At 71.0% G+C, this 22171-nt stretch carries 9 protein-coding genes; 8 read left to right on the top strand and 1 reads right to left on the bottom strand.

What is annotated here, in order from left to right; translation table 11 throughout:
• The first annotated feature begins 45 nt into the window (after positions 1 to 45).
• The 8 genes from sctJ to asnB all read left to right on the top strand — a co-directional run bounded on the left by sctJ (position 46) and on the right by asnB (position 8386).
• Positions 46 to 927, top strand: a complete 882-nt coding sequence (sctJ, locus tag AC1VVG_RS29910) for a type III secretion system inner membrane ring lipoprotein SctJ (protein WP_482837110.1) — start codon at positions 46 to 48, stop codon at positions 925 to 927.
• Entirely contained in the window at positions 924 to 1673 is a 750-nt protein-coding gene (locus tag AC1VVG_RS29905; protein ID WP_482837108.1) for a SctK family type III secretion system sorting platform protein, read from the top strand. Before sctJ ends, AC1VVG_RS29905 begins: the two co-directional genes overlap by 4 nt.
• A complete protein-coding gene (gene sctL / locus AC1VVG_RS29900) occupies positions 1655 to 2284 on the top strand; it encodes a type III secretion system stator protein SctL (protein ID WP_482837107.1) in 630 nt (209 codons plus the stop codon). Before AC1VVG_RS29905 ends, sctL begins: the two co-directional genes overlap by 19 nt.
• A complete protein-coding gene (sctN, locus tag AC1VVG_RS29895) occupies positions 2281 to 3660 on the top strand; it encodes a type III secretion system ATPase SctN (RefSeq protein WP_034189403.1) in 1380 nt (459 codons plus the stop codon). Before sctL ends, sctN begins: the two co-directional genes overlap by 4 nt.
• Positions 3653 to 4291, top strand: coding sequence for a hypothetical protein (locus AC1VVG_RS29890; RefSeq protein ID WP_482837105.1), 639 nt, complete (start codon positions 3653 to 3655; stop codon positions 4289 to 4291). The genes sctN and AC1VVG_RS29890 overlap by 8 nt, the downstream gene beginning before the upstream one ends.
• Positions 4285 to 5094 (top strand): type III secretion system export apparatus subunit SctT, encoded by an 810-nt coding sequence (gene sctT / locus AC1VVG_RS29885; RefSeq protein WP_034189405.1) that lies wholly within the window; start codon positions 4285 to 4287, stop codon positions 5092 to 5094. Before AC1VVG_RS29890 ends, sctT begins: the two co-directional genes overlap by 7 nt.
• A gap of 16 nt (positions 5095 to 5110) precedes the next feature.
• Positions 5111 to 6142: an EscU/YscU/HrcU family type III secretion system export apparatus switch protein gene (locus AC1VVG_RS29880; RefSeq protein ID WP_034189406.1), complete on the top strand. Its 1032-nt coding sequence runs from the start codon at positions 5111 to 5113 to the stop codon at positions 6140 to 6142.
• A 276-nt stretch (positions 6143 to 6418) separates the two neighbouring features.
• Positions 6419 to 8386, top strand: a complete 1968-nt coding sequence (asnB, locus tag AC1VVG_RS29875) for an asparagine synthase (glutamine-hydrolyzing) (protein ID WP_034189407.1) — start codon at positions 6419 to 6421, stop codon at positions 8384 to 8386.
• Positions 8387 to 8426: 40 nt separating this feature from the next.
• Here the strand turns inward: asnB and AC1VVG_RS29870 are convergent, their stop codons facing one another.
• Entirely contained in the window at positions 8427 to 21938 is a 13512-nt protein-coding gene (locus AC1VVG_RS29870; RefSeq protein WP_482837103.1) for an LWXIA domain-containing protein, read from the bottom strand.
• Positions 21939 to 22171 lie beyond the last annotated feature (233 nt).

Here is a 22171-nt window from a genome sequence, read left to right as displayed (position 1 = left end):
CGCGTGGGCCGGATCCGGTCTCGCGCGCCCTGAAGCGGACAAACGATGACGACGATCGATTCGACGCCGCGCCTGCATGCGTGGCGCAGCCGGGCGGCGCGCGCGCTGCTCGCGGGGCTGCTCGTGCTGTTGGCCGGGTGCCAGAAGGAGCTGTACTCGGGCCTGTCGGAGCGCGACGCGAACCAGATGGTCGCCGTGCTCGGCGACGCGGGCATCAGCGCGTCGAAGGACAACGACGCGCGCGACACGTCGGACCGCAACGCGTGGCTCGTGAGCGTCGCGGACGGCGACATGCAGTCGGCACTCACGGTGCTGCAGGCGAACGGGCTGCCGAAGCCGAGCTATGCGAGCCTCGGCGAGCTGTTCCAGAAGCAGGGCCTCGTGTCGACGCCCGCTGAGGAGCGCGTGCGCTACCTGTACGGCGTGTCGCAGGATCTGTCGCGCACGCTGCAGGACATCGAGGGCGTCGTGGTCGCGCGCGTGCAGGTCGTGATTCCCGAGAACGATCCGTTGGCGGACAAGATCAAGCCGTCGTCGGCGGCCGTCTACATCCGCTACCGGCCCGGCGTCGACCTGCGCGCGATGGCGCCGATGGTCAAGGATCTCGTCGCGCACAGCATCGAAGGGCTGCAGTACGACAACGTGTCGCTGTTCCTGCAGCCGGCCGCCGCGCGCGCGACACGCGTGGACGGGATCGGCAGCGCGGTGTCGGACGTCCTGCGGCTGCGTTCGCCGCTCGGCTGGCTCGTGTTCGCGCTGATCCTGCTGACCTGCGCGGTCATTGCGCTGTCGGCCGCGCGGCGCGGGATGTTCGGCGCGCGGCTCGCGGGCCTGCTCGGTGCGCCGCGCGGGGCGAACGGTGCCGGCGGCGCGTCGCAGTCGGGCGGCGGCCTGCGCGCGGCGGACGGGGCGCGCGACGGCGCATGAGCGATCCGCACGCGCCGCCGCCGGGCGACGGGCTCAACCCGGCCGACGCCGCGCCGCCGCCGTGGCTGCAGCCGCTCGCGGCACCGCCCGCGCCGCGCCGCGCGGCGTTTCATGCGCTCGTCTGCGATTTCAACCTGCGGCCCGACCGCTACCTGCACGTGACGCGCGTGCCGGCCGACTGGCCCGCGCGCTACCGCTCGCCGGACGCGTTCGGCGCGGCCGGCCGCAAGCTGCTCGCGCGGCACCTGCTCGCGGCGAACGACGTGGCCGGCCGGCACGACTTCGACGTCGCGAACCCGTGCGCGCGGCTCGCGCTGCTGCCGGGCGCGGCGCTCGAGCAACTGGCCGCGTATGCGGGGCTGCTGCTGCATCGCGCGTGGCTGCGCGACGCGCTGGCCGGGCGCCGCATCCGCGCGGAAGTCGCGGCGCGGCTCGGCGGCGACGCGCTGGACCTCGTGCTCGAACGCGCGCCGGAATTCGGCGCGCTGGCGGAAACGCTCGAACCGTGGCGTGCCGATCCCGCCGCGTTGCCGGTCGTGATCCGCGCGCGCGGCGGCCGGCTGCTCGCGGATTTCATCGGCGCGTCCGGCGAGGCGGTCGCGCGGCGCGTGCGCCTGAAATTCAACCGCGCGATCGACGACGAGGCGCCTTACTGGCTGAACCGCGCCCAGCGCGACCAGTTCGGCGAACTGATGTTCCTGTTTCTGATTCCCGAGAGGCTTGCGTCATGGGACTGGCTTTTCTGATCACGAGCGACAACCTGCAGCTGCTGTCGGAGCGCAAGGTGCTCAAGGAGCGCGAGTACGCGGCGCTGCTCGATGCGTCCGCGGTGATCGCGACCGCGCATGAAGAGGCCGCGCGCATCGTCGCCGACGCGCAGCGCGAATTCGACAAGCGCCAGGCGGCCGGCTACGACGAAGGGATGCGCCGCGCGCAGCGCGAGCAGGCCGCGCAGGCCTACGCGCAGGCGCTTGCCGCCACGCGCACGATGGAGATGATGAAGGATGCGATGGCCGATATCGTCGTGAAAGCCGTGCGCGCGATCGTCGGCGAGATGAGCACGCAGAAGCTGTACGAGGCCGCGCTCGCGCGGATCGCGCCGCTCGTGCGCGACGAGGCGTTTCTGGTCGTGCATGTCGCGCCCGGCCGCCAGGACGAGATGCGCGACGCGCTCGACGGCGCGTTCGCCGGACAGTCGAACCGGCAGAAGATCCGCATCGTCGAGGACGCGCGGCTCGAGCGCCACGCGTGCACGGTCGAGACGCCGTCCGGGCGCATCGACGCGAGTCTCGACCTGCAGATCGACGCGCTGCGCCAGGCGATCCGCCGCGATGCGCTGAAGGGCGCCGCGCGATGAACGCGCCGCTCGACGATCCGCAACCGTTCGGCGGTGACGACGACGGCGCGCCGTTCGATCGCGGCCGCCTCGTCGGCGAACTCGACGCGGGGCTCGCGTTCTTCTCGCCGGTATCGGTGCAGGGTCGCGTCAATCACGCGGTCGGGCAGATCCTGAACGCGACGGGCATCCGCGCGCGGCTCGGCGAGATCTGCGAGCTGCGCACGCCGAACCAGCCGACGCTGCTCGCGGAGGTGGTCGGTTTCTCGCGGCAGACGACGTTGCTCACGCCGCTCGGCGACGTGGCGGGGCTGTCGCCGGAGACGACCGTCGTGCCGTCCGGGCGCGAGCATGTGTTTCCGGTGGGGGACGGGCTGTTCGGCCGGGTGCTCGACGGGCTCGGCCGGCCGCTCGACGATCGCGGGCCCGTGACGGGCGCCGCGTGGGTGTCGACGCAGCAGGACCCGCCGAATCCGCTCGCGCGCAAGATGATCGACACGCCGTTTCCGACCGGCGTGCGCGTGATCGACGGCCTGATGACGCTCGGCGTCGGGCAGCGCGTGGGCATCTTCGCGCCGTCCGGCGTCGGCAAGAGCACGCTGCTCGGGATGATCGCGCGCGGCGCGCAGGCCGATGTGAACGTGATCGCGCTCGTCGGCGAACGCGGTCGCGAGGTGCGCGAATTCATCGAGCACAGCCTGTCGCCGGAGGTGCGCGCACGGTCGATCGTCGTCGTATCGACCTCCGATCGCCCCGCGATGGAGCGCGTGAAATCCGCGCTGGTCGCGACCGCGATCGCCGAGCACTTCCGCGACGCGGGCAAGCGCGTGCTGCTGCTGGTCGATTCGCTGACGCGTTTTGCCCGCGCGCAACGCGAGGTCGGCCTCGCGAGCGGCGAGCCGCCGACGCGGCGCAGCTTCCCGCCGTCGACGTTCGCGGTGCTGCCGCGCCTGCTCGAGCGTGCGGGGCAGGGTGCGCACGGGTCGATCACCGCGCTCTATACGGTGCTCGTCGAAGGGGACGAGGAATCGGACCCGATCGCCGAGGAGGTGCGCTCGATCCTCGACGGCCATATCGTGCTGTCGCGCAAGATCGCGCTCGCGAACCGCTATCCGGCGATCGACGTGCTCGCGAGCCTGTCGCGCGTGATGCCGCTCGTCGCGAGCCGCGCGCACCAGCAGGCGGCCGCGCGCGTGCGCGAGCTGATCGCGAAGTACCAGGAGATCGAGCTGCTCGTGCAGATCGGCGAGTATCGCGAAGGCAGCGACCGGCTCGGCGATCTCGCGCTGCGCGCGCGCGACGCGATCGGCGCGTTCTGCGCGCAGGCGTCGAACGAGGACGTGCGTTTCGATGCGCAGCTCGCGAAGCTGATGAAGCTGGCGAACGATCATGTCTGAAGCCGACGACCGCCTCGTGCTCGCGACGCTCGCGCGCCTGAAGCGCGTGCGCGAGATGCGCAGCCAGATCGCCCGCGTCGCGGCCGCGCGCCAGCAGGGCGTCGCCGCGCAGAGCCGTCGCGCGCTCGATGCCGCGCAAGCGCAGCTTGCGCAACAGGTTGCCGCGAAGGCCGCGATCCAGGTGCGGCTCGCCGACGATCTGCGCGAGGCGCGCGCGCTGCAGGAGGCCGCGGCCGATACACGCACGTTCGACCGCCACATCGGCACCGCGAACGCATCGGTGAACCAGGCCGCGCACCTGCATCGCGGCCACGAGGCGACGCTCGCCGACCTGCAGCGCGCCGCGCGCAAGGCGAAGGCCGCCGAGGACAAGCTCGAGAAGGCCGGCGAGAAGGCGCTGCAGGCGCGCGCCGCCCGGATCGAGCGCGACGCCGACGAAGTCGCGGACGGTTACGCGGTGCGGCGTTTCTCGACGGCCGGCGCATGGGTGGCCGGGGCGGGCGATACGGCCGGTCATGGGGCCACGCCGCCTGAAGTGGCCGCCGCGTTCGATGCGGAGATGTCCGACCCGGCTGGCGAGGCCGCGGCCGACGATGCCGCGCCGCCCGCGGCCGCGGAGCGCCGATGCTAGATCAGGCCGCGGGTTTCAACGACGTCGCGGGCACGCTGCGGCCGCTGCTCTACGTGATGCCGCGCCTGTTGCCGGTCATGTTCGTCGTGCCGGTGTTCAACGAGCAGATCATCACGGGCCTCGTGCGCAACGGGATCGCCGTCGTGATCGCCGCATTCGTCGCGCCCGCGATCGATTCCGCGCAGGTGGCCGCGCTGCCGTTCCTGATGTGGTGCCTGCTCGTCGCGAAGGAGGCGGTGGTCGGCATGCTGCTCGCGGGTGCGTTCAGCGCGGTGCTGTTCGCGATCCAGGGCGTCGGTTACCTGATCGACTTCCAGACCGGCAGCGGCAGCGCCGCGTTCTTCGATCCGATGGGCGGGCACGAGGGCGGCCCGACGTCGGGATTCCTGAATTTCGTCGCGATCACGCTGTTCGTCACGGCGGGCGGCCTGCAGGTGCTGGTGCAGCTGTTCGCGCAGTCGTATGCGTGGTGGCCGATCGGTTCGCTCGGCCCCGATTTCTCGTCGATGCTGCAGACCTTCATCGTGCGGCAGACCGACACGATCTTCGAATGGATGGTGAAGCTCGCGGCGCCGGTGACGATCGTGCTGGTCCTTGTCGAGCTCGGCATCGGCCTCGTCGGGCGCGCGGTGCCGCAGCTGAACATCTTCGTGTTCTCGCAGCCGCTGAAGAGCGCGCTGGCCCTGCTGATGATGATGCTGTTCCTGCCGGTGGTGTACGCGTCGCTGCATTCGCTGCTGAGCCCCGACAGCGGGCTGATGGCGCTGCTGCGCGCGCTGTTCGCCGCGCACGGCGGCGGCTGAGCGCGGCGGCGCCGACATGGCCGAAAAGGACCAGAAGCCGACCGCGAAGCGCCTGCGCGAGGCGCGCGAGAAAGGCGACGTGCCGAAGAGCGCGGAGACGGTTTCGTCGGCGTTCTTCGTCGGCGTGTGCGTCGCGCTCGCGGTGGGCATCGGTTCGCTGTTCGCGCGGCTGCAGGCGCTGTTCCGGCTCGTGTTCGACGCGGTGGGCGCGGCGGACCCGGCCGCGCGGCTCGCGGTGCTGATCGACGGCGCCGCGCGCGACTGGGCGACGCTGTCCGCGCAGATCGTCGCGGCCGGGTTGCTGGCCGGGCTGCTCGCGGGCTTCGTGCAGGTGGGCGGCGTGATGGCGTGGAGCCGTCTCGTGCCGCAGCTGTCGCGGCTCAATCCGGCCGAGGGCATGAAGAACCTGTGGTCGCTGCGCAACCTCGTCAATCTCGCGAAGATGCTGCTGAAGACGGCGCTGCTGGTCGCGACGCTCGGCTGGCTGATCGTCGAGTCGCTCGACCCGGCGGTGCAGTCGGGTTTCACGCGGCCGGTCTCGATCCTCGCGCTGATCGTGAAGCTGCTGATGCTGCTGTTCGGCTGGGCCGCGCTGATCTACATCGTGATGGCGCTGATCGACATCGTGCACCAGCGGCACGAGTTCAACCAGAAGATGAAGATGTCGATCGACGAAGTGCGGCGCGAGCACAAGGAGGACGAAGGCGATCCGCACATCGAGGCGAAGCGCCGGCAGCTCGCGCGCGAAGCGCAGTTCGCGTCGCTGCCCGACCGTATCGGCTACGCGTCGGTGGTCGTGTATTCGCCGCGCGTCGCGGTGGCGCTCTATTACGGCGGGATCGGCACGCTGCCGTGGGTGCTCGCGCGCGGCGAGGGCGACGCGGCCGAGCGGATCGTGCGGCTCGCCCGCGACGCGTTGCGCCCGACGCTCGCGAACGTCGGGCTCGCCCAGGCGCTGTACGAGACGACGCCCGAGAACGGCACGATTCAGCCGCAGCATTTCCGCGAGGTCGCGCAGTTGCTGAAATGGGCGACCGGCGGGGGGTGACGCGGCGTGGCGCGGTGGCGGCGAGCGTTTGTGCATGCCGCCCTTATTTCCCGCGCACGTCGCGCATCGGCCGTCCGTTCCCGTTCGATATGGCCCCTTGGCGGGGCGATCCGCCCCCGGGGCTTGACGCGGGTTTTTTTCCGGATTTCGTCTGCGTTCACCAGTGAATTATTGCTGATTTATTTCTTCGTAATATGGCCCGACCGTCACGCCCGACGGCGGCCGCGAGTTTGCGCGGTACATGACGGAACAGGTCAACAGGGGCAGACAAATCAAATGTGCGGAATCGACGGCTTTCTGAATAGCGTCGCCTTCGATGAGGAGACAGCGCGCGGCACGCTCGCGCGAATGACGACGAGCCTCGCGCATCGCGGGCCGGACGGGCAGGGGATCTGGGTCGACCCGGAAGCCGGCATCGCGCTCGGCCACCGGCGACTTGCGATCCTCGACCTGTCGGTGCATGGCCGGCAGCCGATGGCATCCGCGTGCGGCCGCTACGTCATGGTCTTCAACGGCGAAATCTACAACCATCGCGAACTGCGCGCGGAGCTCGAGCGCGCGGGTCGCGCACCGGCGTGGCGCGGCCACTCCGACAGCGAGGTGCTGATCGCGGCGATCGTCGCGTGGGGTATCGAGGCAACGTTGCGCCGCGCGACCGGCATGTTCGCGTTCGCGCTGTGGAATCGCGCGTCGCGCGTGCTGACGCTCGCACGCGACCGGATCGGCGAGAAGCCGCTCTACTACGGCCGGATCGGCGACGCGCTGGTGTTCGCGTCCGAGCTGAAGGCGCTGCGCGGTTATCCGGGTTTCGACGGCGCGATCGATCGCGACGCGCTGTGCCTGTACCTGCGTCAGTCGAGCGTGCCTGCGCCTTACACGATCTATCGCGGCATCCACAAGCTGCCGCCCGGCACCTACATCCAGTTCGAGCATGCGCGCGACACGCCGCGCGTGCGGGCGTACTGGACGCTCGAGCAGACGATCGAGGCGGGCCGTGCGCAGCCGTTCGAGGGCAATGCCGACGAAGCCGTCGACCAGCTCGACGCGATCCTGCGCCGGGCCGTCGCGCGGCAGATGGAAGCGGACGTGCCGCTCGGCGCGTTCCTGTCGGGCGGCATCGATTCGTCGACGATCGTCGCGCTGATGCAGGCGCAATCGTCGACGCCGGTCGACACGTTTACGATCGGCTTCCACGAGGCCGGCTACGACGAAGCCGGTTACGCGAAGGCCGTCGCGCGCCACCTCGGCACACGCCATACCGAACTCTACGTGACGGCCGACCATGCGCTCGGCGTCGTCCCGAAGCTGCCGTCGATCTACGACGAGCCGTTCGCCGATGCGTCGCAGATCCCGACCTTCCTCGTGTCGGAACTGACGCGCCGGCACGTGAAGGTGAGCCTGTCCGGCGACGGCGGCGACGAGCTGTTCGGCGGCTATACGCGTTACTTCCTGACGCCGCGCCTGTGGCGCAAGCTGCACCGCGTGCCGGCGGCCGTGCGGGCGCGGATCGCGGCCGCGCTGCATGCGCTGCGGCCCGATCACGCGGACCAGCTCGCGGCCGTCGCGCAGGGCGCGTGGGGCGGCGTGGAGGCGCGCGACACGGCGACGCGCATCGGCGATCGCCTGCACAAGCTCGGCCACGTGATGACGGCCGAGAGCCGCATCGGGCTGTACCGGCTGCTGATGTCGTCGGTGCATCATCCCGAGCGCATCGCGCTGTCGGGGCAGGAGCCGCCGACGCCGCTCGACACGGTGTCGGCGTGGCCCGCGCACCTGAGCTTCGCCGAGCAGGCGATGGCGATCGACACGCTCACCTACCTGCCGACCGACATTCTCGCGAAAGTCGATCGCGCGGCGATGGCCGTGAGCCTCGAGACGCGCATGCCGTTCCTCGATCATCACGTCGTCGAATTCGCGTGGCGCGTGCCGGCGTCCGTGCGCTTGCCGGAAGGGCAGTCGAAGGCGCTGCTGCGCCGGCTGCTCGACCGGTACGTGCCGTCCGCGCTGATCGACCGGCCCAAGCAGGGCTTTTGTGCGCCCGTCGATCACTGGCTGCGCGGCGCGCTGCGCGACTGGGCCGAGGCGCTGCTGCGCCCGTCGCGGCTACGCGAAGAAGGCTTCTTCGACGCGACCGCGGTCGAGCGGCTGTGGCGGCAGCACCAGACCGGCCGGATGAACTGGCAGCACCCGTTGTGGACGGTGCTGATGTTCCAGGCGTGGCTGGAACATCAGCGGGCGGCGTGATGCGGCGTGATATCGGCGCCCCGCGGACGGCGCGCCGATATCAGCCCACGATCAGCGGCGTGCCGACCGACAACTGGTTCGGATCGCGTGAAACCGACGGATTGAGCTGCAGGATCTCGTTGAGTGCGAGCATATCCTGCTTGCCGCGCGGCATCTCCTGCTGGTCGGCGCGCGACACGTGCGCGGCGTCGAGCAGCGACTGGCGATGCCGGTCGGCGATCACCCACAGCGAATCGCCGGCCACGACGATATAGGGCTGCGGCGGCCCGGACGGTTGCGCGGTCGACGGCGTGGCGCTGGCCGACGGCGAAGCCGGCGCGGCAGGCGAGGTACCGGGCGACGCAGTCGCCGAAGCGCCCGGCGCGGCGCTGGCCGAAGGATGGGCCGAAGCGCTCGGCGACGCGCCGGGCGCGAGATGCGATTGCGACGAATTCGACTGATTCGGCTGATTCGACGCGCCGGACCCCGAGCCGAAGAACGTCGTCCACAGACCTTCGATCAGCTTGTACGCGAACGCGCCGACCGGAATCAGCACGACGGCCGTGGGGATCTTCTTGATCAGCGGCGTCGCGTTCGGGAAATGCGTGTTCAGACGCCCGCCGAGCAGCAGCGCGGTGGACACGCCGGTCGCGATGGCGAGATCGTAATGGCCGCCGCTCCACTGCACGCCGGTGCCGAGACCGCCGTACGCGACGGCCATGAAGTCGCTCGCCGAATCGGTGAAGCGCACGATGCGGCTGCGCTTGTCGGCATTCACGCGGTGCGCGCCGATCGTATAGACGAGCCCCGCGTACGTGGCACCTAACGCACCGCTCGCGATGGCGGCCGAGCCGTAGGCGAGATCGAACGCGCCGTGCGCGTGCACGACGCCGCTGATGCCGACCGCGAGCGTCGCGGTCGATGTGATCGCGGCGCCCGCGCGACCCGCGATCCCGAACAGGTGGCGCGGGTTGCCGGTATGGAGCTGCTGCAGCGACGTGCCGCCGACGGTGCCCTGCATCTGCGCGAGCACGTCCGCGGCGAGCGCCTTGATGTGGGTGGTCGCGTCGTCGAAACTCATCAGCCCGACGCGATTCAGTTCGACGTACTGCGCGGCCAGCGTCCGCGCTTCGTTCGAGATTTGCTCCAGCTGGGCGCGCCGGTTCTGGCCGTAATCGTGCGCGCCCGAGCGCAACTGCCGCGACAGCGTCACTTCGAGCCGCGTGAGGACCGCCTGCGCGGCCTTCGGATCGCCGGCCTGCAGGCTGCGCACCGCGCCCTGGTGCATGACCTGGAACACGCGGCCGAGACGCGAGCCCAGCAGGAACGACGACGTCGCGCTGCTCAGCATGTCGTGCCGCAGCACGTGCGTCGCACCGAGCGTATCGGCGATCACGAGCGCGCCCGCCCCGGTGACGAGCGAGCTGAAGCCGATCGACTTCCACAGCTCCGCCTTGCGGAACGACGGTCGGTGCACGCGCAGCGCGTTGATCTGCGCGAGCGCCTGCAGTTCCTCGATCATCTTGGCCTGTTTCGGGTTCGCCGCGATCTGCCGGCCGACGCTGATCGGCTTCGACGGATCGTTCTTCAGCGCTTCGCGCTCGACCACCGACTGCCAGTAGGCGCGACTGTCGGCCAGCGGCCCGGCGGGATCGGCGCTCGTCACGACGGTGCCGCGTGCCGGCGCGCGGCCGCCGGTTTCCGCGAGCCAGCGTTCGCCGAAGCGGCGGGCGAGTTTTTCGGTGCGCGTGGCGGGCGGATGGTCGGCCGACGCCCACTGCGTCATCGCATGCTCGATCGTCGCCTTGCGCGCCTGGTTGACGAGCGCGGTCGTGTTGCGTTCGTACAGTTCGCTGCGCAGCGTCGCGAGCGCGTCGTCGGACAGGCCTTTCGACTTGCCGATGCGCGCGATCTCCGCGAACAGCACCTGCTGCTGGTTCGCGAACGCCTCGGGGCTCACCGGTTCGAAGACGCGCGTGAGCGCGTCGGCGCCGTGCAGCCGGGCGAACTTGCCGTGACGGTCGGTCTGGTAATAGTCGACGATCCGTTCCGCCAGCGCCCGCGTCAGGTCCTGGTTCGCGATGAAGTCGGTCCCGTGCGTGCCGTACGACAGCCCGACGTGCAGCCAGTCGATCGCCTTGCGGTCGAGCAGCGCATCGAGCAGCTCGACGTGGCCGGCGCCCGGCACCGGTTCGAGCACGGCGTCCCACCCGTGAAAGCTCAGCATCACGTTCGGCGCGGGTGCGCCGGGGTGATCGTGCGACCAGCGCTCGAACGACGTCATGAGCCGCGTGTATTCGGCGTAGCTGTCGTTGGTGCCGGCGATCGTGCGGCGGTCGTCCGCGGACACGAGCGGGCGGCCGGCCGCCGCTTCGAGACGAAGCTGGAAACCGTAGCGCGACGCCGCGGTGAGCCATTGGTGCAGATGCGCGATGTCGTCGAGCTCGAGCGTGCGCGTGGTGCCGTCCGGCGCCTCGCGCGTGATCGTCGCGTCGGCCTCGTTGTAGCGCGCGCCGATCGGGGACCCGAACTGGCGGGCGCGCCGGATGAACGCCGGGTCGTGCTTGCCGCCGCGCGCGGCCGCGAGCGTGTGCGGATCGACCGGAATCGACACCACCGGCATCGCGCCGCCATATTGGTCGATGTAGCGCACCGCGAGCGCCGGATCGTCGCGCAGGTTGAACGCACGCGCCATCGGTGCGACGCGGTCCTGGATCTCGGCCGGCGCGCGCACGAACGCCTGGATCGCGCGCTTGTCGATCATGCGTGCCGCGCTGTGGCGCGTGGCGTACGCCTGCATCCACTTCACGAACCGGTTGTGATCGCCGCGTGGATCGGCGACCGGCCCGCGCGACGGCATGCTCGACACCTCGCGCGCGAGACCAAGGGGGATGCCGAGCGCTTTCAGCATCGGTGCGTCGGCCAGGATCGTCTGCGGTTCGTCGGTCAGCGCGAGGCCGCCGGCATCGGGCTGGTTCCGGCGTGCGGCGACCGCCTTCACGCGGTCGACCGTCGGGAACCAGTCGGCCACCTTGGCGGCGCCGTAGCGCATCACCCATTCCGCGACCGTGCTCGAACCCAGGCTCGGCTGGTATGGCCGCAGCGTCAGCGGCTTGGCGGCCGGCGTTTTCGGCGGCTTCGGCGCGGCCGGCACGTTCGACGCATTCGACGCATTCGCGGCGCGGCGGCTGCGCCGGCCGCCCTTGCCGCGCAGCGCGTTGCGCACCCGGCCGGCGGGGCGGGTCGTGCCGCCGCCCGCCGGCTGCGCGGCCTGCTGGGCGGCGGCGAGGTCGGCCTGCGCCGCTTTCACGCGATCGATCTGGCTGGCGATCTGCGTGCGGATCCAGCGCGTCGCGAGGTCGAACTTCGCCGGCAGCGCATCGAAATTCGATTTCTCGTCGAGCAACTGCGTGAGCCGTTGCGCAAGCGCGGCTTTCTGCGTGGCGGTCGCGCGCGGATCGAACGCATCGGGCGCGAGCGTCGACAGCAGGAAGTGCTGGTTCGCGCCGAACGGGCCGCGCCCGAGCGGCATCTCGTCGAGCGGGCGGCCCGCGTCCGGCCGGTCGCGCAATTGCTCGGCGTCGTCGTACCAGCGCGCGTTGCCGTCGCGGATCGCGATGATGCCGCGGCGCGCGTGCAGCGATTCGGCGACCGGATGATCGGTCTCGTACACGTACACGTAGTGATCGCCGCGGATGGCCTTCAGCTCCAGCGCGCGCATCAGATGCAGCGTGTTCGCGCCGCTGAAGTCGATCGCGAGCTGTTCGCTGTCCGGGACGAGCTTCGGCGGCAGCAACGGACTGTCGGCGCCGTCGATCTCGGCGATCTTGCGGCGCACGCCGGGATCGGCCTTCGCGAGGCCGCGCTGCACACGCGTGCCGAGTTTCTGCATCGGCGGCTTCTCGTCGCCGAGCGCCTTGCGCATCGCGGCCGGCGCGAAGCCGCCGTAGCGCTTGACCGTGTCGTGCGCGACGTCCGTCACGACGAATCGCACGCCGCGCCGGCTGCCGGACAGATTGCGCGCGCGCCGGCGGAACGCGGCGCCGAGATCGCGCGGTGCGATCGTCGCGTCGCCGAGCGAGGTCGACTCGTGATAGGTCCAGTCGTGCGCGGCGTTGCGCGTCGCGTAGCCGAGCACCTTGCCGGTTTCCTTGTCGATCGCGTAAAGGGTCGCGCCGTCGCCGGCCGCCTTCGCCGCCTGCTTCGGCCGGCGAAAACGCGGCGCGTCGGCGAGCGATTTCAGCGTCGTGACGACGCTCGCGTCGGGCGTCGCCGCCGCCTGTTCGGCTTCCCAGGTGCGGCCGTCGCTGCGCGCGGTGATCCGCGCGGCGCCGCCGTACTCGCGCAATTGCGCGAGCGACACGGGCGACACGTAGAAATCGACGTCCGCCCGTTGCGCGCCACCGTTGTCCTTCAGCGCGCGATAGACCGCGTCCGGGATCGGCGCGGCCGGATCGGCGGACGCCTTGTCGACGAACGTACCGTTGCCGTCGGTGCGCATGCTCGCGACGAACTTCGGCTGCGCATGGCGCGCCTCGACGGACGCGTCCGGCCGCGGTTCATGCTCGGCGATCAGCACGTGCGCATTCGTGCCGAACGCCTCCTTCATCTGCTGGAGCGACGCGAGCTGCGAACCGTCGATGCGGACCAGGTCGCGCTTGCCGTGCGACGCGAGGTGATCGAGCGCATGCCGGCGGCTCGCGGCGTCCGCCGTCGCGGCGGCGGCCGGCACGTTCGACGCCGGCTGCGGTGCCGGCGCCGGCATCTCGCGCGGCACGCCGCGCGCATGCATCGCGTCGGCCTGGTTCGCGTAGTACGCGCGATAGTTCATGTGGCCCGGCACGGACGGCGCGGCATCGCCGAAGGCGGCCGCGAGCCGGCGCAGCCCGGCTTCGTCACCGGGCATCACGTGGTCGGCTTCCCGTGCGATCGCGTCGGGCAGGCGGGCGTCCCGGGCGATGTCGATGCCGCCGTCGTCGAGGATTTCGCGGCGCACCGCGAACGCGTTCGCCTGCGCGCGCGCTTCGGCCATCAGCGCACTGTCGGTCAGCGCCTCCGGCGACGAGCGATCGAGCGCGAGGCGGCGCGTGATCGTCTCGACCGCGTGCTGCGCTTCGTGGGCGAGCGTATAGACGAGCGTGCCGGTGCCGTGGAACTGCCCGTCGAGCACGATCCGCTGCTTCGCGGTATCGATCCGGCTGCCGCGCCCGGGCCGGCCCACCACGATTTGCCAGCCGGCCTCGCCGGCCAGCGCGACCTGCTGGCGCAACAGGCTCGAGCGGTCGATCAGCGCATGAGCGGCCTTCGGCAGCGGCGCGCCGCCGAAACGCATGCGGATGCGCGTGATGACGGACGGCTTCTGCACGAATGCGTCGGGCGGCAGGTGTTCGGCGATGCCCGGATGCGCGAGCTCGATCGCGCCGCGCGCGATGCCGTCTTCGAGCGTCACGCGCAGCGCGCCGATCTCGCGGACGATGCCTTCGACGTTCAGCTTCGGCGCATCGGTCATGACCGTCGACGGGTCGCTCAGGTAGAAGTCGCCGTGCGCGTCGAACACGCCTTCGAAGTCGTAGTACAGGCGGTGCCGCGTGGTGATGTCGCGCGCACGGTCGAGCTGCGCGAATGCGTCGCGGGTGACGCGCGCCGGCAGCACGCCGGCCATCACGTCGTGGCTGCTCAGCGACGCGAACGGCGCGTACATCACGGCCACGCGATCGAAGGCCGCGAACGGGCCGCCGACCGTGAGCGTGCGCAGCCCGTGCGCGCGCAGCGCCGCGAGGCCTTCCTGTTCGAGGCGGATCGATTCGATGTGACCGAGGATCGCGCGATTGTCGGTGCCCAGGTAGAGGCCGATCGCATTGCGGCGGCCGAGCTCGAACACGGTCTTCTCGATGCCGGCGCCGGTTGCCGCGCCGGTGAAGCGCTCGACCGGCACGCGGGCGGCCGGATCGCCGCTGACGTGGACGCCGTTGCCGTCCACCTCGAGCGCGCCGAGGTCCGGGCGCAGGTGCGGCGCCGGATCGTAACGCAGCCACGCGTTCGTATGGCCGAGCCGTGCCTCGGCACCGAGCCCGACCGCGATCGTCGGCGGGGCGTAGACGGGGCGCTGCCAGACGTTCGCGAGCCACGCGGCGGCGTCGCGGCCGTTGCGTGCCGAGAGGATCACCGACGAGCCGGGCAGGCCGAGCACCGAGCGGTGCGCGAGCGTGACCTCGACCGGCGTGTATGGCCGGCCGTCCGGATCGACGAGGCGGCCTTGCGCGTCGGTGACGCCATGCACGATCACGATGCGGCCGTCGCGGTCGTAGGACAGCGGGCCCGAGCGGTCGAGCGTCAGTGCGTCGACGCCGGCTACCGGCTTGCCGTCGAACGGCGACGCCTTCACCGGACGGGCGCGCGACCATGCCGTTTCCTCGGCGAGCGTGGCGGCCGTGTCGCGCGGCGCCGGCATCGTGACCCCGGTACGCCGCGCGGCCTGCGCGTGGCGCCGATACAGCTCGCCGTAGGTCACGCCGCCGTCGAGCGACGTCGGGCTGTGCTCGAACGCGTCGGCGAGGCGCGCGAGCGAGGCGGCGTCGCCGGGCCGCGCGCGGCCGTATTCGTTGGCGATCGCCTCGGGCAGCGCGACGTGGCGGCCGATGTCGATGCCGAGATTCGCCCGGATCTCGTCGCGCACCGCGAACGCGTTGACCTGCGCGCGCGCCTCGGCGAGCAGCGCGCTACGCACGTAACCCTGCGTCGAGCCGTAGTCGAGCCCGAGCGTGCCGGTCGCGGCCTCGAGCGCGTGGCGGGCTTCGTGCGCGAGCACGTAGACCATCGATCCGGTCGACCGCAGGCCGCCGTCGATCGTGACGCGGCGCCGCCGCGTATCGATCTTGCTGCCGCCGCCGGGCTTGCCGCGCACGACTTTCCAGCCGGCGTCGGTGCCGAGCCGAAGCTGCTGAGACAGCAGGCTCGACGCGTCGATCAGCCGGTACGCTTCCTTCGGCAGCGGGGCGCCGCCGAAGCGCATCCGCACGCGCGTGATGACCGACGGTTTTTGCACGAACGCATCGGGCGGCGGCGTTTCGGCGAGCCGCGGATGCGCGAGTTCGATGTTGCCGCGCTCGAGGCCTTGCGTCAGCGCGCGCTCGATTACCGCGAGCCGCTGCAGCGCGGTGAAGTGCTCGCCCGCGCCCGTGCCGATCGGGCCGGGGTCGCTCAGCAGGAAATCGCCGCCGCGCGTGAAGAGGCCTTGCAGGTCGAAGCCGATGCCCGTGCGTTCGACGACTTCGCGAATCTGCCGGATATGCTCGAGCGCCGCGCGCGACACCACGCGCGGCAGCGCGCCCGTCTCGAAGCCGTAGCTGTGGAACACGCCCAGCGGCCGGTACAGCACGGCGACGCGGTTCAGCGCGGAGAACGGACCGTGCATCGTCACGGTCTTCAGGTCGTACGCGGCGAGATCGTCGAGTGCGATGCTCTCGTCGATCGCCGCTTCGATCTGGCGGGCTTCCGACGTATGCGGGCCGTGGTCGTAAACCGCGAGCGCGGCATCGTGGCCGAGCGCGAACACGGTTTTCTCGCCGCCGGCGCCGAGCAGTTCGCCGACGTGACGCTCGACGTCGATCCGCGCGGCCGGATTGCCCTCGACGTGCACGCCTTCGGCGTCGGCCGCCAGCGGCCCGAGATCGTGCGGTGCCGCGGGCGCCGGGTCGTAGCGGCGGAACACGCCGGTGTCGAGCAGCGCCGCGCGTTCGCCGACCGCGTGTGGGGGCGGCGCATACACCGGCCGCTGCCACAGGTTCGCGAGCTGCGCGGCAGCCGCATCGCCGCCGTGCTTCGCCGACAGCACGATCGAATAGCCGTCCTTGATCAGGAACGACGGCGCCTGGTCGAGCGCGTATTCATGCACGCTGGCCGGTTGTCCATCCGCGAGCAGCGTGCCGTCCGGCAACGTGTCGGCATGCAGCATCAGCACGCCTTCGTCCTGCAGCATCGTGAAGTGGCGGCTGCGCGCTGCTTGGAGGTCGGCCGCGGCAGGCACGGGCCCGTCGCCGAACGGCGACGCATAGTCGGCATGCGCGCGGCTCCAGGCGACGCGTTCGTCGAAGCTGCGCACGCCGCGCGGCGCGTCGGCGGTCTCGTGCGTTTGCGGCGCGGGCATCCGGCGCGGGATGCCGCCGCGGCGCTTCTGGCGCGACCATACGTCGTCGTAGAAGTCGCGGTAGGTCTCGCCGTCGCGGCCCGATACGGGCGCATCCGCGAATGCGTCGACGAGGCGTCCGACCGTGCCCGCGTAGTCGTGCGACGGCGCGCGCCACGCGGCGCCTTCGCGCTCGATCGCGTCGGGCAGGCGCACATGCGCGGCAATGTCGCCGCCGCCCGCGAGCTTGATTTCGTAGCGTGCCTCGAACGCGTTGATCTGCGCGCGCGCCTCGGCTTCGAGCGCCTTGCGCGTGAAGCGGCTGCGGTTGCCGTAGTCGAGATTCAGCACACCGGCCATCGCCTCGACCGCATGGCGCGCTTCGTGCGCGAGCGTATATGTGATGCTGCCCGGATGCTGGAGCGCGCCATCGATCGTCACGCGGCGCTTGCGCGGGTCGATGCGGCTGCCGCCGCCGCGCTTGCCGAGCGTCACGCGCCAGCCGGCGTCCTGCAGCATGCGCAGTTGGGTGGCGAGCGTGCCCGACTGCATCGCGAGCGCCTGTGCGGCTTCGGGCAGCGCCGCGCCGCCGAAGCGCATCTGCATCCGCGTGACCCAGCCCGGCTTCGATGCGCCGGGGTCGGGCGGGGCGGTCTCGGTCGTTTCGGGGTGCGCGGCGGCGAGGCCGATGTCGTCGTTCGCCGCGGCGCGACGTTCGCCGCCGGTCGGTGCGGGAGCGGTCGGGTCGCCCGCGTCGTCGATCGCGCGCGTGCCGCGGTCGGCCGCGGCCGTTTCCCGCTCCGCGTTCCGCTCGGGCGCACCGGGGCGTTCCGGCCTGACGAGCACGAGCACGCGGTTCGGCGCGCTGAACACGCCGTCGAGCGCCTTGACCGGCTCGGGCGGCGCGGCCGTACGGGGCATCGCCGGTTCGTTCGGGCCGCGCTTGCCGGCCAGCACGATCACCGTGTCGTCGCCGGCAGCCGGGCGGGGCGATGCCGGTGGCGTTTCGTCGGCCGCGGCCGCGCCCGGCAAGCCGGTTTCGGCTGCCGGGGTTTCCGGCGCGGGATCGAAACGCAGCACGCGTGCGTCGGCGCGCAGCTGGCCGTCGGCGCCGAACGCGTCGGGTGCGGCGGCGTAGACGGGCTTCTGCCAGCGGTTCGCGAGTTCGGGCGCCAGTGCCGCGTCATGTTCGCCCGCGACGACGATCACCGGCTCGTCGAGATCCTGCGGGCGCAACGCGGACGGCCGTGCGCCAGGCGCGTCCTGCGCGGTACGGTCGCGCACGACATAGACGGTGCGGTCGCCGACCTCTAGCGGTTCGGCGCTCGGCCCGCGCGGGACCGCGACGCCGGCCGGATCGCGCGCGGCCGCCCGGGCGGCCGGCGCTTCGTCCGTCAGGTCGACGATTTTCACGTTGACGCGCGGCGGCGAGCCATCCGTCTTCGTTCGCGTGCCGCCGCCGGCGGGTTCCTCGAGGTCGGCGGGCCGCGTGCGCAACGCCTGCGCGTCCTCGCTGCGCCGGTCGTTGCGCGCGGCCGACGTGCGGTCCAGTTCGGTTTCGTCGTGCTGCTGATCGATGCGCGCGCGTTCCTGGCTCGCGCGCTGCGTGCTGCGGGCGTTGTTCGCCGTGCTGGCCGTTTCGCTTTCGGCGGCCGTCTGCGCGAGGCTGCGCGGCGCCTGCGTGTCGGCGCCGCTTGCCTGCCGGATCGCTTCGCTCGTCTGCGCAAGGGTGTGATCGAGCAGTTCGAGCCGCGTCTTCGGGACGACGTTCGGCGTCGTGGTCATCTCGCCGTCCGGGCCGAACGACAGGCGCTCGCCGGTTCCCGTCACGTCGTCGATGCGCGTGCCGTTGGTCCATTCCTTCGGCGAGGCCGACACGACGGACAGCGTGCCGTCCTCGCCGAGCACCACCGATTTGCCGGGCGGCATCTGCTTGCTGGACGTCTTGTCGAGCACGCGGATCGGTTGGTTGTCGTAGGTCAGGATCTTGTCGCCGACCATCAGCATGCCGTCGGGCGACACCTTCACGGCTTCCCCGTCGAGCGTCGCCCGGGTGCGGCCGTAGGCGAGCGACGACACGTCGCCCTTGTTCAGGATCCGGCCGAGCATCTGGCTGTCGACCGTGACGGTGTCGCCGTCGGCCCCGCGGATCGGCACCGGCCGGCCGGTGTGCGTGCGCACCGACGTCACCGCGCGTTCCTTCAGGCCGCCGGCGGCCATCAGCGCGACGTTGGTGATCCCGGACTTGAGCTGCTCGCCGGCCGCCTTCGTGTCGCCCTTGACGAAATAGTCGTAGCCCGCTTCGCCGAACGCCTCGACCGCGCCGCCCACGCCCGTCACGACCGCGGTGGCGCGCGCGCCGGTGGTAAGCACCGATGCGACCTTCGGCGTGCGCGTGAGCGCCGTGACCGCGCGCGTGAACAGCTTGCTGCCGGCGAGCTTCGCGGCGCCCGCCGCGCCCATCGGCACGAGGTTGATGAAGTCGGCCCGCGCGCCCGCGTCGGTAAACGGATTGAGACTGCGCCCGTGGTCGGCGCGGTTGGCCAGATCGAGGCCCGCGCTCGTCATCGTCGCGCCGATCGCCGTGTACATCATCCCCGCGCCGAGGATGTTCAGCGGCACGCCGACGATCGCGCCGATGCCGGTGCCGTCGAGCAGCGTGCCGAGACCTTCGAGCGCCATCCCGCCGACCATCATGCCGATGTTCAGGCCCGTGCTGGTCAGCGTGTTCAGGAAACTGTCGAAGCCGCTTTCGTGATGCGCGGCCTTCGACACGAGCTGCAGCGAGCCGTCCGCGTTGTGACCGGTCGCGATGTCGACGGTGCCGTCCTTCGACAGCTCGTTGTTGTCGATGTAGTCGTTGATGTCGTTGTAGGTGCTCGCCGTCTCGTCGACGTACTGCGTGCCGTCCTTGCCGCTGACCTTGAACAGCGCGCTGGTGGTCATGCCGGCATCCTTGGCGGCGTAGACCATCGGCAGCACGTTGACCTGCGTCGTCGCGCCGCCGCCGATCGACAGCAGCTTGTCGCGCACGCTGTTGATCGTCGACAGCTTGTCCTTGTCGGTGTAGCGCGCGACGTCGTCTTTCGTCGGCGATACGGGATCCGAGCCATCGCTCGACGATGCCGTGTTCGGCACGTCGGGCTGCATGCCGAGCGCGACGCCGATCAGGTTGCGCTGCTCGTTGTCGGTCAGCTTGCCGAACGCGATCGTATCGCCGTTCTGCGTGCTCGCGCTCGCCGCGTCGAGCAGCGAGTTCGACAGCTCGCCGCGGTGCGCCTCGTAGAAGTCGTGCAGCGCCTTCTTGTAGTCGTTGCCGGCGTCAGAGTCGGGCGCCGCATAGCGCAGCCGCTCGTCGAGTCCCGCGTCGAATTGATCCATCAACACCTGCTGATGCGACGTCTCGCTCAGCAGTTGCAGACGTTGCACCGCATTGTCGGCCTGCGTGACGGCCGCCTTCGCCTTGTCGAGCGGGTCCTGGTACAGGTTGGGCCGCGGCATCGACGGCGCCGGGATCATGTCGTCGCCCGCGACGGTGCGAAAACGCATCGGCGGCGGATTCGCGGCTGCCCAGTCGTCGTACTGCTTCTGCACCGACGCGAGCGTGCTCTTCGCCTGCGTCTGCTGGATGCGCGCCTGCGACAGCGCGAGCTGGGTCGCGCGCTCGTTGACCGAATCCGACATGCGGCCGTCGGCCGCGCGGATCGCGCCCGCGACGGTCTGCATGCGCTTCACGTCGAGCATCGTCGGGCCGGCCTGCGCGGCGGACGGGCCCGACGACTGCGGCAGCAGGAACGGGCTGTCGAGCAGCGGCGACGCGGGCAGCGACGCTGCGCCGTTGGACCCGGGCAACGTCGGCGGGGCCAGCGGCGATGCGCTCGGCAGCGTTGGCGTGCCGGCGGGAGCGGCCGACGTCGCCGTCGACAACGACGATGCGGGCAGCCCCGGCAGGCCGTTCGCGGTCGACAGCGACGGCGTCAGCAGCGGCGGTTGAAGCCTCGGCTTCGTGAATATCGATTGCGCGTTCACCTGCGCCTTGATCTGCGATGCCTGATCGTCGTACTGCTGCGCGAGCGTCGCACCGTACGCGACGACGAAACCGTCGTGCGCGATGCTTGCCTGCTGCTTCGCCTGATCGAGCTTCGCATACGCATCGCCGAGGTCCATATCGACCTGCGGATCCTTGATCATCGCGTGCGGATTGTCCTTGTGCCACGCGTTGGATGCGTCCAGCTTCTTCGTATAGTCGGCCTGCAGCGCGTCGACCTGCCGCTGCGCGGACAGCATCTGCAGATAACCGCCGCTCGTGTTCGCGGCCGTCTGCGCGCGGGCGAGCGCGGTCTTCGCGTCCGACACCGCATTCGCGACGACCACCGTCGGTCCTTCCTTGCCGCTGGCCGAATCGTAGCGCTGCTGCGCGTTCGTGAGCGCCAGGCTGTCGTTGGCCGCGCCGTACGCGGCGTTCGCGTAGTTCGCATCCTTCGCGGCGGACGTGACCGCCTGCTGCGCGGCATCCTGCGAAGCGGGGGCATCGGGCATCGTGACCTGCAGTTCCAGCGGCTGCAGCGCATCGTTCAGCCGCCCGACGCCCGCATCGAGCGCGGCCTTGTAGTCCGGATCGGCGAGGTACGACTGGAACTGCGTATACGCGAGGTTGGAATTCGCGACGTCCGCGAAGTATTTCGACGCGCCCACGGCCGCCTTCGCGCTGGCGGTCTGCCAGTCGTCGTAGAGCCGGATCTGCAGCGGATTCTTGCAGTCGCCCGGCTGCGGTACCCAGTTCGGATCGTTCGCATGATCGGGGAAGGCGGCCAGCAGCGTCTTGAACTGCTGGTCGGCCGCGTGCTGCGCGTCGCCGGCGTCCGTCACCTTGCCGGAATCGTCGATCTTCATCCCGGCCGGCATGTCGGCGTTCGCCTGTTCGCCGTACAGGATCATGTAGCCGGCGTCGGTGGTCACGTTCAGCTCGCGCTGCGCGGTGTCGGCCGCCGTGCGCGCCTTCGCGTAGTCGGCCTGCGCGGTCTTGCGGTCGTCGGCCGTCGACTCGGGATCGCGGTTGACCAGGTGCAGCACGTTCTGCGCGCCCTGCAGCGTCTGCGATGCGTTGTCGTAGTTCGTCTGCGCGTCCTGGATCGCTTTCTGCACCGCGCGCGTCTTGTCGTTCTCGACGGTGATGTCGGGCGGCGGCGCCGTATATTGCGCGGCCATGTTCTGGATCAGCGACGTCGCGGACTGGATCTCGGCGTTGGTCGGCTTCGACGGATCGGTGGCCAGCGATGCGGTGACGGGAATCGGCGGGGCGACGCTCGGGCTCGCGGGCCCGGCGGCCGGATCGTCCTTTTTCGGCGGCGGAGGCGGCGGGGGCGGCGGTGCGACGACCGGATTCAGCGTTTCCGACAGGAAGCGCTGCCAGTTGACACCCAGTCCCACTCCGTCGATCAACAGCATGCTCGTCTCCGTTGAACCGCCCAATGCGCGGCACGCGCGGCGCCCTGCGCGCCGCGACGTGATCGTTCGAGTGTACGGACGCCCCCGGCGACGGGAACACCGCTATTTCGTAGCGGCAGGAAGGGGCCGACGCCCGGGCGCCGCGCGGGCTACGAGACGGACGCCGCGTGCGGCAGCCGTGCCGCGCGGCGTGGTTCGGACCCCTGAAAGCGACGCGCGTGCAGGGCGCCGCG

The organism is Burkholderia sp. L-4, from assembly GCF_056856535.1.
This window is presented reverse-complemented; position numbering and strand designations above follow the sequence as displayed.

Excerpts from the sequence above, each read along its gene's own strand:
- sctN (WP_034189403.1), top strand. The coding sequence starts at position 2,281 with ATGAACGCGCCGCTCGACGATCCGCAACCGTTCGGCGGTGACGACGAC.
- AC1VVG_RS29905 (WP_482837108.1), top strand. The coding sequence starts at position 924 with ATGAGCGATCCGCACGCGCCGCCGCCGGGCGACGGGCTCAACCCGGCC.
- AC1VVG_RS29870 (WP_482837103.1), bottom strand. The coding sequence starts at position 21,938 with ATGCTGTTGATCGACGGAGTGGGACTGGGTGTCAACTGGCAGCGCTTC.
- AC1VVG_RS29890 (WP_482837105.1), top strand. The coding sequence starts at position 3,653 with ATGTCTGAAGCCGACGACCGCCTCGTGCTCGCGACGCTCGCGCGCCTG.
- sctT (WP_034189405.1), top strand. The coding sequence starts at position 4,285 with ATGCTAGATCAGGCCGCGGGTTTCAACGACGTCGCGGGCACGCTGCGG.
- sctL (WP_482837107.1), top strand. The coding sequence starts at position 1,655 with ATGGGACTGGCTTTTCTGATCACGAGCGACAACCTGCAGCTGCTGTCG.
- asnB (WP_034189407.1), top strand. The coding sequence starts at position 6,419 with ATGTGCGGAATCGACGGCTTTCTGAATAGCGTCGCCTTCGATGAGGAG.
- sctJ (WP_482837110.1), top strand. The coding sequence starts at position 46 with ATGACGACGATCGATTCGACGCCGCGCCTGCATGCGTGGCGCAGCCGG.
- AC1VVG_RS29880 (WP_034189406.1), top strand. The coding sequence starts at position 5,111 with ATGGCCGAAAAGGACCAGAAGCCGACCGCGAAGCGCCTGCGCGAGGCG.